Origin of the sequence: Ruminiclostridium herbifermentans (assembly GCF_005473905.2) — a bacterium.
Taxonomy (GTDB): domain Bacteria; phylum Bacillota; class Clostridia; order Acetivibrionales; family DSM-1351; genus Ruminiclostridium; species Ruminiclostridium herbifermentans.
The window spans coordinates 270,542-283,997 of sequence record NZ_CP061336.1 but is presented as its reverse complement, the minus strand read 5'-3'; the positions used below and the strand labels follow the sequence as shown (position 1 = coordinate 283,997).

Below are 13,456 nucleotides of genomic sequence, written 5' to 3'. Positions count from 1 at the left end.
GTATATGTCTTGATAAAATTTGTATGCAGCAAGTATTTTGCAATTTATGCCAAAAAATAACAATTACTTTACTCATTATATTTTTGTTAATACTATCATAAAGTCTTGCTACATTATATGCAGTGCAATTTTTATCGGTACTACACGTTAAAGATTATTTCTGTCTAATAGGAATTATAGTTCCTAAATCCATTAATCTATCATCATTAAGCATAACCATGTCTACATTTTTTAAACTTAAAAAATTTAAAATTTCATTATAGTTTTTATGAAGCTTTATGTTACCTGTAAATGCCAATTTGTTTCTTCCTATCAAGCCAGTTGCTCCTCCAAGAAATCCCATGTCATAAGGTTCTAGTTGTATTGACTTATCTGGTTCAATTAGTAGTGCATCTAGTTTGGCTGCCTTTGCCTTTTTGTAGATATCTTTATCAGAGGTAATTATGCTGTTTTCATCAATAATGCATGTTAAACATTTTGAATAGCCCTGATTAACATGTATAAATTTTATTCCTCTTTCTATAAGAAGCTTTTTTACAAGAGGATCTGTATATTTTGTATTGTGAAAAGCATATTTACCTACTCTTGCTATATTATATGCAATAGTGTGAGGATATCTATTATTCAGTGAAGCTTGTCCCTCAAGCATGTCAAAACCAAGAGCAGTTAGCTCATCTATTAATTGCTGCGGTGTATTGGGAGCATAGACAATCATATTGCTATATATATGATGAAACATAATGTCAGGATGATACGCCACTGCAGGGTATATATCCGGATGCGGCAGCGTTTCAACCAGTAAGATATTTTGCTGCTTTAATGTCTCCTTAATTCTGTTTGATGCTCTTTTATCAATAATTACTACACTAACATCATTTGTAGGTAAATTAGGTATTTCAATAGGCTTCATACACCCTCCTACTCCCATTTGGGCACACAATTTATTAAACATTCTAATATAGTAAACCTTCTAATTCAGTAAAAATCCAATTAGTAGAAATTCTAATTTAATAAAAATTCTAATTTGCTAAACATTTTTATGAAAACCCATGCTTCTCTATCAGAGTCATACAATTTTTATTATTATGTAAAATTTCACCAGATTATCCCATTTTCACATACTACCCGACTATACAAATAGTAATTAAAAAATGTATGATCAATGCTTGTTTTGCTCATAATACGAAAATAAAGATAAATAAAATATAACTAGGCATTTTGCAAGCTAACCGTAGACTGCATGATATAAGCATTACATAGCATTACTTACTATATTTTTATAAAAATTTTTATAATATAGTTAATTTTAGGTATCACACATAATTTTTATATTTCATATTATACTAAAGAAGAGCATGTCAGTAATGATATTTAAAATTTTATTTACTTTAAAAAGTAATAAGTTTTCAATACTAACTGTCTGTTTATATCAGGCGGTTATTTAAATACACCGCATTCCCTGCTAATAGGGAGTGCGGTTATTATTTACCTTTAAACCACATTTCTCCTTCGGTAAATTTTCTAAGTATAAAAACTTAATGTATTCAGATAATATAACTGATTAAATAAGCTTAATTAAATGAAAGCTTATATGTTAGTCAAATAAAACAAAAAAGGAGTTGTGACCATGAGGACATCTTTGGATAGAGTAGCATTGGTCGTTGTAATCATTGGAGCTCTGAACTGGCTTTCTGTAGGATTATTTAATTATGACTTAGTAGGTTCAATATTTGGAGCCACTTCGCTCATTACGAGATCAATATTTACAATTGTAGGTATTGCTGGTTTGTACAGTATAAGCTTATTGTTCAGAGAACAAGAAACAGTTAGAAACCATCGTTAATTAATTTATTAATCAAAGTGGCGTTGATTTCAGACGCCACTTTGATTAACAAAAGAGTTTTTACTTCACTAAACTTAAATACAGTAAGGACTGGTCATTTAGTAATATATTTCCGTTATATTTTTATTAATATTGCAAATTATATTAGTACACCAATAAATCACAAAAAGTGATATGGTGATAACTTATCTTATAAGGAGGAATATTATCATGGCAAGAAGTAAATCAGTATTCGAAAATATGAAGTACGAAATAGCTTCTCAGGTTGGTGTTAATTTAAAGCAGGGTTATAATGGTGACTTAACTTCTAGAGAAGCTGGTAAAATCGGCGGAACAATTACTCAAAAGGTATTTGAAGCTTATACAAATTCCAAGAAATAAGAATAGTTAATTAAAATAAAAGGATACCGATCTATTCGGTATCCTTTTATTTTTAAAATTTTATAAATTCTATACATATATTATGATTTAAGGCTTTATTACTCATAAATATTTATATATAATTAAAATAGATTAAACAAAATTATCTGCTTACTATTTTGTAAGCAACGTTATAATATGTATTATTCTAAATAATGAACAAAGGATGCTTCTATGACAACAATCAAATCTATATTTTCAAGACAATTACCTAGAAGATTATTAATTCTTCTTGCCTTTGCTGCAGTAATATATCTGCTAAGAGGAATGGTTAATATGTTTTTATTAACCTTTATATTTTCTTATTTAGGATATACTGCTTCAAATTACTTCTTCTCTAAGGCAAAAATAGTAAATTCAAAGTTGCTAAAGGCAATAATTATTACAATATACTTAGGCATTTTAGCATTTGGAACATCAATCCTATATAAGTATATTCCAGTAATTATTTCACAGTTAAAGTCAATAATATTTCAGGCAACAATTTTTTTAAACAGCACATATGAAAATGATGCTCTGAACTACATTATTTCACTGATAAAGGATTTTAAGATTACAACCTATATAGGGGATAATGTTGATACCTTGTTAAAGTCTATAACCAATATTGGAAAATGGGGATTTGATATTTTTATTGCAATAATTTTAAGTTTATTTTTTATACTTGAAAATACTAAAATATCCAAATTTACTTCAGGCTTTAAATACAGCAAAATAGGTATTATCTATGAAGAGCTATCCTTTTTCGGAAATAAATTCTTACAATCATTTGGAAAGGTTATTCAAACTCAGATAACAATATCGTTTATAAATTGTATACTGTCTATGATCCTTCTATCAATTTTGAAATTTCCACAGATATTGGGATTAGGGTTTATGATATTTGTTTTAGGCTTAGTTCCTGTTGCAGGTGTAATCATTTCTTTAATTCCGCTTTCTATAATTGCCTTCAACATCGGTGGCTTTAAAATGATTATATATATTCTCATATTAATTGCAATTTTACATGCAATCGAAAGCTATATACTAAATCCAAAATTAATGTCTCAGAAGACAAAGCTGCCTGTATTCTATACTTTTGTAGTTCTAATTGTATCTGAGAATTTACTTGGAATATGGGGGCTTATTATAGGTATACCAATATTTATATTTATATTAGATGTACTTGAAGTTAAGCAATTTGATATTACAACTAACTCAGACACTGAAAATACAGAATAATAGCATATTGTCAGTTTAGGAAGCTGAGTTGATGATTTATACTAAAAGTAACTGAATAACAATTAAAAAGTATATCATCATACACTTAAATATTATTACTTGTGTAAATATTTTTGATAATATAAAATTAATATATCATTTTAGGAGGTATCACACATGGCATGCTATAATGTAATGTCTGTTTTGACAAATAAAAGAGTTGAGAATGTAAATGAAATGCAGCGCGTTCTAACTGAATCAGGTTGCATAATAAAAACTAGACTAGGTATTCATGATGCAGGTGAGGATTTTTGCTCTAACGAGGGACTTATTATTTTGCATCTTGTTGGTTCAGAAAAAGAAATAGAATCTCTTGAACAAAAGCTAAATGAGATACCTGGAATTAAGGCACAAAATAGTAGACTTTGTTCAGATTAGAATTGTCTTTTTATAAAATTCAGCTGTAAGTAGATTATAATATTCACTGAAATTTTTTTATTTTACAAAATATTTGGAGGCACTTTTTATGGCTGAACCAAAGAAATGCAGACAATGCGGCGGAACATTTTTATATACAACAAATGATGATTTGTGTTTTAGCTGTATTCAAAAAAATGAGTTGGAATTTCAAAAAATAAAAAACTTTTTAAAAGAGCATCCAAGGTCTTCTGTAGCTCTTATTTCTACTACTTTAGATATAAGTGTAGCCACCATTCAGAAATTTATTGATGAAGGCAGACTTGAGATGGTTGATAAGATTATTATTGATGATTAATGAGCAGTCCTATTTTAGACTGTTTATTGATTTACTTGTTTATGCCAAAAAGTATTTTAAAGTATTAATTTGAATAATAAAATGTCATATTTACTTTTAATAAAAACATATTATTTAAAGTAAATATGACATTTATTTATTAATACTAAATCTTCATCTTGATTATTTTTAATATGGTTCTATTACTCATCCTGTTCCCAGCTGTGGTAAACATTTGATACATCATCGAGATCTTCTAGGTTCTCTAAAAGCTTATCCATGAACTTGATATGTTCAGGGTCAGTGAGTTTTGTAGTCACATTTGGTATCATTGATACTTCAGCTTGAAGGAATTCATAGCCTTTTGCTTCAAGTTGTTCACGAACAGCTGAAAAATCTGCAGGATCTGTGATTATTTCATAAACTTCATCTTCTACGTTGAAGTCTTCTGCTCCAGCATCAAGTGCTTCTAGCATCAAAGTATCCTCAACAACTTTGCTGCTCTTCTCTATTAGAATAACTCCCTTTTTATTGAACATAAATGAAACACAACCTGTCTGGCCTAAGTTTCCGCCAAACTTGTCAAAATAGTGTCTTAAATCTCCGGCAGTTCTGTTTCTGTTGTCTGTTGTACATTCACAAATAACTGCAACTCCACCTGGGCCATAGCCTTCATAGGTTATTTCCTCATAATTTGAGTTATCACCATCTCCAGATGCTTTCTTGATACTTCTCATAATATTTTCGTTAGGCATATTTGCTGCTTTTGCCTTAGCAATAACATCCCTCAACTTGGCATTAGTACTAGGATCTGCGCTTCCACCTTGCTTTACTGCTATTGATATTTCTCTACCAAGTTTAGTAAAAACTTTTCCTCTTTGAGCATCTGTTGCTCCTTTTTTACGTTTTATAGTAGCCCATTTTGAATGACCTGACATAAATACCTCCTAATAGCATCCTATATAATTTCAATTTTCATTTCAATAATAATATTTCAATACACACACTTAAATTTGCCTGCTTTACTCTTAATTGTAAAACTACTCTTATTTGAAATATTATAACGCCTAAAATCAAAATAATTTTTCGATTTTATAGAAAAATTCATTAATCAATCAACGGCGTGTATACGGGGCAGGAGGTCTTCTTACCTCCAAAAACCAAAGCGTTATCCTCACTTACACAAATAGATATCTTTTTCGCCCATTATAAATAATCAACTATCATAAATTATAATAGTAATTAATTAAATAATCAACCTTCCATCGCTTCCTAATGTTATGAAAGTTTTTTCACCCAAATCACATATAGCTCTATCATTGGTGTTTTCAATAATATTATCTATCAGCTTTTCTTCCTTCCCTACCTCAATAAGTACACATAATTCAACATCCTGACCATACTGTATATCTTTTATTATATTATTATCATTTATAAGCATATTTTGCAGTTTCCCAAAAAGTGTGTATTCTACTACAATATTTAGCGTATAGCAAAGCTTTCTTGTTACTATTTCTCCAGCTTCCAGGCCCATAGCAGAACTCTTGCTATATGCACGTATAAGGCCAGATGCTCCAAGTAATGTTCCTCCAAAGTACCTTGTTATTACTACCACCACATCCTGTAATCCCATCCTCTTGATAACCTCAAGTGCAGGCATTCCTGCTGTACCAGATGGTTCCCCGTCATCACTGAATCTTTGAATTAAGGTTTCATTGTTAATACTATATGCATAAACATTATGAGTAGCATCCCAGTACTTTGATTTTAGATTATTAATAAATTCTATTGCATCATCTTCATTACTTACAGGCTTAACATTTGCAATAAATCTTGATTTTTTTTCTTCAAACTCCGCTGTTGCAGGATTTAGTATTGTTTTGTACTCTAATAACATCTTTAGCCTATCTGCCTCCATACAAATACTATAGAAAATTTATCACTTAATTTTAAAAATAGCACTCTCCTATAAAAATATGGAGAGTGCTGATTAAATTAATTTACATAAGCATGTTTATACTAATATGCTTTGTATTTTTCAAACTCCAAAAAATAACATTAATATCTATTGCTAAACTTAATAACGCCCTAATTCAAATTTTATACACTACCAAAAACCACTTATGGTTTTTAGTTCAAAAATGCACCTTGTCCGTAAATACTTTATTTTCGAACTATTATAGTCAGTGGCGTTTAAAAGAAGCAGATAAATTCTTACTACCTAAAAACAAATCGGCAACCTCTAATTATGAAATTGCGGAACTTTTTATTGCTTCTTGTTAATGCATATTCAAGATAAAATTTTTCGATTGTAGAAAAATTTCATAACATATGCAGCGTTTCAAAGAGGCGGAAATTTTCTTACCGCAAAAAACAAAATCAGTACCAACTACTTATAGAAGTGTGGAACATGCCTCTTTATATTTTGAATAAGATACGGTAATAAGAGATTTGTCTTGACTATAAGTGATTTTCTCCAAGGCTTCATCGATTGAGAAATATGCACCATCCTTAAAGTTCTCATCTTTATTAACTTCATAGCTATTATCAAGGGATTTCATAATATACCATGTGATTTTATTACAGACTGGTCTTTGACGTGTTACAGAGAAAAACTCATAATTGGTATTACCCGCTGGAGTAATAATTTCAGCATTTATTCCTGCTTCCTCTTTCACTCTTCGTTTTGCTACCTCATCAGGATAATCTCCATTTCTGATTACCCCCTTTGGAAGCACCCATTCATCCTTCTCATTTTTCAGAAGAAACACCTTGTCTCCTGAAAATACAACTCCACCTGCACAGTTTCTAACAAGCATAATCAAAACCCCTTTCATGATAGATATTTTAAAGATAGATAAATTAATAAAAAATATATACTAACTAATTTAATATCTAATATAATCATACCTTACTTAGTCAGTTTATACAAGAATAAAATCATTAAGTCTGCTTATTTTGTCTACTTTTACTACAGCCTTTACACTAATTCCCTCTTCTTGGTACTCTTGACCTAATACTTTTCCATTTTCATAAATATAAGGTATAACCCAGCCAACATTATACGGAATAAGGAGGTTAATCTCTCTAAGACGTTCTTTAAAGCCCTCAGTTATTTTCTCTAACAATTGTGGGATGCCGTATCCAGTAACTGCTGATATTTCACAAACGGACGTGTACCCCATTGAATTAATCCTTCCCCCGCTAGCTGCAATATCCTGCTTATTTAGCACAAGAATTGTGTGTTTTGTAGTAGCACCCAAATCTTCAAGCAATCCCTCTACAACACTTATTTGCATAGCTGCATTTTCATTTGAAGCATCCACCACATGCAATAGCATATCAGCATGAACTGCCTCTTCTAAAGTTGATTTAAATGCTTCAATCAAATCATGGGGAAGCTTTCTTATAAAACCAACTGTATCAATAAGTACAGCCTCCCGTCCATCAGCCAATATCAATTTTCTAGCAGATGGGTCTAGTGTTGCAAAAAGCTTATCCTCTACGAAAACTGATGAACCGCACAGCCTATTCATCAACGTAGATTTGCCCGCATTTGTATATCCTACTAATGCTATTACTGGCGTGTTGTTTTTTTCCCTGCCTTCACGCATGAAAATACGTCTCTTTTCCAACAACTTCAGTTCACGTTCTAAGCTTGATATCCTTCTGCGTATATGCCGTCTGTCAACCTCAAGTTTCTTTTCTCCAGGACCTCGAGTGCCAATACCGCCCCCAAGTCTTGAAAGTTCATTACCTAACCCAATCAATCTAGGAAGCTTATATTTAAGCTGTGCTAATTCAACTTGCAGTTTACCTTCCTTTGATTTTGCTCTCTGTGCAAAAATATCAAGTATTAAAGTAGTTCTGTCTATGACTCTTGCGCCTGTAAGTTCTTCAATATTTCTTATTTGTGCTCCAGAAAGTTCGTCATCAAAAATTAATAACTGAACATCTGTAGCTTGGCACATTAAAGCTAATTCCTCAATTTTTCCCTTACCTACGTAATATGCTGAATCTTGATTTTGTTTTCTCTGAATAATTTTATCTATAACAATGGCTCCAGCTGTCTTAGCTAACTCCTCTAATTCATCAAGGGAATTTTGGGCTTCTCTAAGAGACATACCCTCTATTCTGCTATTTGAAGTTTCTAAGCCAACTAAAACTGCTTTTTCAGCTTCTTCTTCATTTCCATATATATCAGTTCTTGCACTAGTATCAAGTTCTTCAATTATTTTATAAAAATAGTTGAGCCTTGTATCGCCGATAGTGAATGGGCCATAAACATCTGCCTCCTGTTCAATATTTAGGCATCCTACATATATTTCAGTTATCTGTCCATCCAATATACCAAGGGCAATCATCGCATCCAATCTTAATTTTTGCAATGTCTTTATGTCTACCTGTGACAAAAGGCCCTTTCCACCTGGATGTGTATGAATACATCTAATTGCTGATAACCTAGTATTTCCTCTTCTATTGTCCATCTGCGGTAAGGTTGCTTTTCCACTATCTCCAATACTTATGTCAACTACCGTGCCTTTTCTATTTATCAAAACTGATATCTCTCGGTTAATTTCATATGAAATCCTTGAAATTGTTTGAGCAAGTTCAACAGGCACCAACTCTCTTGGACCATATTTTACATCATATAGCCCCTCCAGTTCATTTAACAGCCTGTCTTTTATTGATTGAGTATTTCCATTTATTTTTATAAAATCAGCCTCCTTAAATAGATACGCAGTTCTAAAATTTTACTGCTTATAACACCCCAGTTGATCCAAATCCTCCGCCTCTATCTGTTCCAATGCTTTTAACAGAATCAACCTTTGTCAGTTTCATTTTAGGCACTACCTGTAATACTATTTGTGCTATTCTATCGCCTTTTCTAATAATATATGTTCCATTCTTATTTCCCTTTTCATCAAGAGTAAACTTTTCATTTATATCTTGATTTTGATTGACAACAGAACTATTATTTATTATTATTCCCAATTCATCTCTATATCCGCTGTCTATAGTTCCTGGTGAGTTTGGAATTCTAATTGGTGTTTTTAAGGATAATCCGCTTCTAGGTCTGACTTGGATTTCATAACCTACTGGTATAGCAAGCTTTAGCCCTGTTGGAACCACTACTGTTTCTCCAGGCTTTATAATCACTTCCTCCGCAGCATACACATCCATACCTGCGTCCCCTTCATTTGCATACTTTGGCAATATTGCGCTTTCCCTGCAAATCTCAACAAAAACCTCTACTGGCATTATATTTCCTCCCTATTTTTTGCTCAATTCAAGAAATAATATATAAACATTAAACTTCGAAAGTTGGTTAAATAACAGTTCAAGGATTATACTCCCCTTTGAAAATGCCCTTTTGTATATCCCTTGGCTCTTATTTTCTCAGCAATCTTGTCCTTTTCTGAGTAATTACAATTGTTATTTATACTTCTGTGCAAATTAACAATATCATATATTTCCTGTACACTTTCGTCAACAAAGTTAAGTCTCATGTATTTAACTCCAGCTTTACTAATTTGTCCAATATGCTCAGGAACAAATATAACATTTGAATTGAATATTGTACTTCTGCAATCCACACAGTCACACTTAACTAAGAATGCTGCTCCTTTTCTATCCTTTAACTGATAAACTCCGTTTTTACATACATTTTTGCAGTTTTGAGGTGTTTTTTGTGATACACTTCCACCCACAGGACAATACTCACTTGTCATTACTGGTATTTTACCATATATACCTACTTCAGCTTCAAATTCTTGTGGAAAGTTCATGGAGTTAAGTTGAGACAAATTAAGTTCATATGAAAGGGTTGCTCCCGAGTAGCCTGTTTCCTTCAGAAAATGCATTGACCAACTGTTGAGTACGTTTAAGGAATAATCTCCAATCAGCTTTACATTTTCACCAAGCTTGTCCCTTACTATTTTTGCAATTCCCATATTTCCAACCAAAAATCCATCAACATCTTGAGAAATAGCTTGCAGGTTTTTATTGATTATTTGTGAATACTTTCCCTTAATAATAGCAGGTATATAAGCAAATATTTCCTTTCCTTCCTCCCTGCACTTACTTGCTGCAATCTTCACATTGTCCTTCAAAAGACTAACAAGTGGCAAATACAATCTGTCTGCATTAATTTTATCAAAGTCTAAATTATCAAATTCACTGTATAGCATTACAGATATTTTGGCATTTTCGTTTATAGTATGTTTTTTTTCTGAGGATATAGGAATATTTTTCGTGACATATTCTATAGATTTAAGTAATTCACCATGTTCAGTTTTTAATTTTCTTCCCGATAGTATTCTCTCATTTTCGAGAAGATCGGCAGCTTTTCGCCTTATATTATTTAGTTCACTTATTGGAATTACCACATTATTATCTATATCCAAAGTTAGATTTACAATATTAAAGGGTGTAGACCCCATTTTACCTAATTGTTCACTAATTCTTTCCCTTGTCAGAGGTTTATTTACTGCCTCTTCAGGAAGTATATCTCCCGAAGCGGAAACACTATTACCTCTGTCGTCCTTTAGGCACAGTACTGGAAGCTGTCCTAATTTTAATGTGAACTCAGCTGAAATATCTACTTTTCTCATACCCTTTGCATATGATAAAGCAGCCTGTTCCAGCAACTCCTTATCTGATGTCTTATAAACCCTGCTCCCTTTTTCTACTTTCCCTTTAATAACAGATACCCATACAACGTCACCAGCATATGCTCTTTTTACAAGCTTACCATCTTTAACTATCTTTGTTATTATACCTCCGGGACTATCTTCAAATAATTTTTTTGACCAAATTTCTATACCATCACCATTTCCAAGTGAATTGTCAAGTCTAATTTTTACTGAATTGGTACCTCTATCCTGCTCAAGAACTGTTCCAAGATATGTACCCCAATTCTTTGGCTTCTCAAATGCCATCATGGCAGGTCCCATCTTTCCTTGTAAATACCCCTTTGAAAAACCGCCCCTGTTAAAGCTTTGCATAAGCCTTTGCATATCTTCTTTAGATACAGTATATTCATTTTTACCTTTTTTCATATGCTGTTGTTCAATTATGTCTAAATACTTCCTATAAGTGCTGACAACTGAGGCTACATATTCAGGGCTTTTCATTCTGCCTTCAATTTTAATAGAACTTACCCCTGCATCAATTAGATCAGACAGATTCTCTATAAAGCAAATGTCCTTTGAACTTAATAAGTATCCACTTCTAATATTATTATTGTCCTTCTGTATAGAATACGGTAGTCTGCAAGGCTGAGCACATTTACCTCTATTTCCGCTTCGTCCGCCAATTATGCTGCTCATCAAGCATTGTCCTGAATATGAAATACATAGAGCTCCATGCACAAAAACTTCTATCTCAGTCTGTGTTGTTATACAGATTTCTTTTATCTCAGAAAGTGTCAACTCTCTAGCTAAAACCACTCTGCTAAAGCCCATTTTTTCAAGTTCTGACACACCTTCACTGCTGTATGTCGTCATCTGTGTACTAGCATGTATTGTAATTTCTGGGATAGCCTTTTTTAAACTTGAAGCAAGTCCTATGTCCTGTATGATAAAGGCATCTACACCCATCTCATACGCTTTTGCCGCATACATTATGGCTTCTTGCATTTCATCATCTAAGACCAGTGTATTTAAAGTTAAATACACTCTTACTCCTCTTGTATGAGCATAGTCCACTGCTTTTTGAAGTTCCTCATCATCAAAATTACCTGCAAACTGTCTGGCATTTAGCAGCTTCCCACCTAAGTATACTGCATCACAACCGTTTTCTACTGCTGCCAAAAACGCCTCATAGCTTCCAGCAGGCGCCAGAAGCTCAACCTTTCTATTTAAATTCAAAGTTTTACTCCTCCATATAGTACTATTTAATATGAGATTCACTGCAAAAGCAGTTCCTCAAAGCTTAAAAAGTGGTTTTCGCACAATAAAATTACGTTAGTTAAAAAACAAGCAATTTCTGTATACCGCTGACTTATTACAAGAAATAGCCCACAAGTACAGACTAAATCAACGAAGCTTTATTTGAAATTATATCCGTTTTCTTGAATTGAAAACAGCTCAAGCACATATGGCATTATGTCGACCAACGAATTTATTTGCCTATTTACTCCATCCGCCTTCTTTCCCAAAACAACTACCGGAACCTTGTTCATTGTATGCGTCTGAACTGTCACATCTTCAATATTTCCATGATCACTGGTAATTATAAGCACATCCTCTTCAAAATCCATTAAACTGATCAGTTCTGCCAAAAAGCTATCCAATATTTCTATAACACTTACAGCATCATTCATACTAGCTATGTGACCTGCAATATCAGTTATAAAATGTTCAAATAAAGTAAAATCATTGTCTCTGCTTAATTGGTATAAATTTTGTGCAGCTTTTTCAGGTGATATAGTATTAACTATGTAGCCTGATTCTTTTAATATTTCACCAGTCAAGTCATGGTATATGCCTCTATTATCCACAAAATCTGCAACAGTTTTAAATTTTATACCTGCCGCCATACCCATAACAGATGTTACAGAAGGTCTATTTCTTTTATCTTTCATATCTAGCATTTTAGCTAAATATTCGTCCCTATAAACATTTGCACTTGTAACATTAAAACCCATATTCTTTAATTCAGAAAACATATTTACCCTATATATAATATCTCTAAGTGAAGCGGTAGGCTGCCCACTCAAATGTCTGTTAATTGTCGCAGATGCATTAACTCCTGTAAATATTGAGGTTTGTCCTGTTGCACTCTGAGGAAGTCCCTCTATACCTAATGAAGCATCAGCTTTGAATCTTGCATCCTCTATCAGCTTTGCCAGCACTAAGTTCTGGGTTGCATATATCGGATTTGTATTACTATTTTTACTTCCTATTCCAACACCATCAATAAATATAAATATTACCTTCATTTTAGTATCAATTCCCCTTATTATTACTTCACTATAGAGATAATGTGAATTCGGTTACTCCTTACCTTGTCTCTTCTAAAAAACAATTACCTTATTATCATATTGTACTCAATACAGCTAGTCAACCTATGCTGTTACAAGTGTAATTTAACGTTTTTTGAGACTCGAAAAAGCACTATGTATGCACAAACTATGCTTTTAAGTTATTTTGGAAGCAAACCTTTTGATAATTCTACCGCACCAATATATTTTTATGTACAAAGTTTTAATTAATTTATATATAATAAACAAATCC

General features: G+C 32.3%; 13 protein-coding genes. 5 read left to right on the top strand and 8 right to left on the bottom strand.

What is annotated here, in order from left to right; all coding sequences use genetic code 11:
* Window positions 1–154: 154 nt before the first annotated feature.
* Complete coding sequence (locus tag EHE19_RS01220) at window positions 155–910, bottom strand: DUF6873 family GME fold protein (protein WP_137697271.1); 756 nt, start codon at window positions 908–910, stop codon at window positions 155–157.
* A 717-nt stretch (window positions 911–1,627) separates the two neighbouring features.
* Here EHE19_RS01220 and EHE19_RS01215 point away from each other — a divergent pair.
* From EHE19_RS01215 to EHE19_RS01195, 5 genes are all read left to right on the top strand, one after another.
* Window positions 1,628–1,843, top strand: a complete 216-nt coding sequence (locus tag EHE19_RS01215; protein ID WP_137697270.1) for a DUF378 domain-containing protein — start codon at window positions 1,628–1,630, stop codon at window positions 1,841–1,843.
* Between the two features lie 210 nt (window positions 1,844–2,053).
* On the top strand, window positions 2,054–2,224 hold the full coding sequence (locus EHE19_RS01210) for an alpha/beta-type small acid-soluble spore protein (RefSeq protein ID WP_137697269.1): 171 nt from the start codon (window positions 2,054–2,056) through the stop codon (window positions 2,222–2,224).
* Window positions 2,225–2,437: 213 nt separating this feature from the next.
* Window positions 2,438–3,484 (top strand): AI-2E family transporter, encoded by a 1,047-nt coding sequence (locus EHE19_RS01205; RefSeq protein WP_137697268.1) that lies wholly within the window; start codon window positions 2,438–2,440, stop codon window positions 3,482–3,484.
* A gap of 156 nt (window positions 3,485–3,640) precedes the next feature.
* Entirely contained in the window at window positions 3,641–3,901 is a 261-nt protein-coding gene (locus EHE19_RS01200; protein ID WP_137697267.1) for a CPF_0552 family protein, read from the top strand.
* An 88-nt stretch (window positions 3,902–3,989) separates the two neighbouring features.
* Entirely contained in the window at window positions 3,990–4,238 is a 249-nt protein-coding gene (locus EHE19_RS01195; protein WP_137697266.1) for a MerR family transcriptional regulator, read from the top strand.
* A 182-nt stretch (window positions 4,239–4,420) separates the two neighbouring features.
* On the opposite strand, the gene EHE19_RS01190 is transcribed toward EHE19_RS01195, so the two are convergent.
* From EHE19_RS01190 to EHE19_RS01160, 7 genes are all read right to left on the bottom strand, one after another.
* Window positions 4,421–5,155 (bottom strand): YebC/PmpR family DNA-binding transcriptional regulator, encoded by a 735-nt coding sequence (locus tag EHE19_RS01190; protein WP_137697265.1) that lies wholly within the window; start codon window positions 5,153–5,155, stop codon window positions 4,421–4,423.
* 308 nt (window positions 5,156–5,463) lie between these two features.
* Window positions 5,464–6,114, bottom strand: coding sequence for a YigZ family protein (locus EHE19_RS01185; protein ID WP_137697264.1), 651 nt, complete (start codon window positions 6,112–6,114; stop codon window positions 5,464–5,466).
* A gap of 496 nt (window positions 6,115–6,610) precedes the next feature.
* Window positions 6,611–7,036, bottom strand: coding sequence for an NUDIX hydrolase (locus EHE19_RS01180; protein ID WP_137697263.1), 426 nt, complete (start codon window positions 7,034–7,036; stop codon window positions 6,611–6,613).
* A 105-nt stretch (window positions 7,037–7,141) separates the two neighbouring features.
* Window positions 7,142–8,773 carry a GTPase HflX gene (hflX, locus tag EHE19_RS01175; RefSeq protein ID WP_483313993.1) on the bottom strand — a complete coding sequence of 544 codons (1,632 nt, stop codon included), beginning with the start codon at window positions 8,771–8,773 and terminating at the stop codon, window positions 7,142–7,144.
* A 205-nt stretch (window positions 8,774–8,978) separates the two neighbouring features.
* A complete protein-coding gene (dut, locus tag EHE19_RS01170) occupies window positions 8,979–9,479 on the bottom strand; it encodes a dUTP diphosphatase (RefSeq protein WP_137697261.1) in 501 nt (166 codons plus the stop codon).
* Window positions 9,480–9,565: 86 nt separating this feature from the next.
* The gene (locus EHE19_RS01165; protein WP_137697260.1) at window positions 9,566–12,088 is read right to left on the bottom strand and encodes a U32 family peptidase; all 2,523 of its coding nucleotides are present in this window, start codon (window positions 12,086–12,088) and stop codon (window positions 9,566–9,568) included.
* Between the two features lie 179 nt (window positions 12,089–12,267).
* On the bottom strand, window positions 12,268–13,161 hold the full coding sequence (locus tag EHE19_RS01160; protein WP_137697259.1) for a peptidase: 894 nt from the start codon (window positions 13,159–13,161) through the stop codon (window positions 12,268–12,270).
* Window positions 13,162–13,456 lie beyond the last annotated feature (295 nt).

Excerpts from the sequence above, each read along its gene's own strand:
- EHE19_RS01220 (WP_137697271.1), bottom strand. The coding sequence starts at position 910 with ATGAAGCCTATTGAAATACCTAATTTACCTACAAATGATGTTAGTGTA.
- EHE19_RS01215 (WP_137697270.1), top strand. The coding sequence starts at position 1,628 with ATGAGGACATCTTTGGATAGAGTAGCATTGGTCGTTGTAATCATTGGA.
- EHE19_RS01210 (WP_137697269.1), top strand. The coding sequence starts at position 2,054 with ATGGCAAGAAGTAAATCAGTATTCGAAAATATGAAGTACGAAATAGCT.
- EHE19_RS01205 (WP_137697268.1), top strand. The coding sequence starts at position 2,438 with ATGACAACAATCAAATCTATATTTTCAAGACAATTACCTAGAAGATTA.
- EHE19_RS01200 (WP_137697267.1), top strand. The coding sequence starts at position 3,641 with ATGGCATGCTATAATGTAATGTCTGTTTTGACAAATAAAAGAGTTGAG.
- EHE19_RS01195 (WP_137697266.1), top strand. The coding sequence starts at position 3,990 with ATGGCTGAACCAAAGAAATGCAGACAATGCGGCGGAACATTTTTATAT.
- EHE19_RS01190 (WP_137697265.1), bottom strand. The coding sequence starts at position 5,155 with ATGTCAGGTCATTCAAAATGGGCTACTATAAAACGTAAAAAAGGAGCA.
- EHE19_RS01185 (WP_137697264.1), bottom strand. The coding sequence starts at position 6,114 with ATGTTATTAGAGTACAAAACAATACTAAATCCTGCAACAGCGGAGTTT.
- EHE19_RS01180 (WP_137697263.1), bottom strand. The coding sequence starts at position 7,036 with ATGCTTGTTAGAAACTGTGCAGGTGGAGTTGTATTTTCAGGAGACAAG.
- dut (WP_137697261.1), bottom strand. The coding sequence starts at position 9,479 with ATGCCAGTAGAGGTTTTTGTTGAGATTTGCAGGGAAAGCGCAATATTG.
- EHE19_RS01160 (WP_137697259.1), bottom strand. The coding sequence starts at position 13,161 with ATGAAGGTAATATTTATATTTATTGATGGTGTTGGAATAGGAAGTAAA.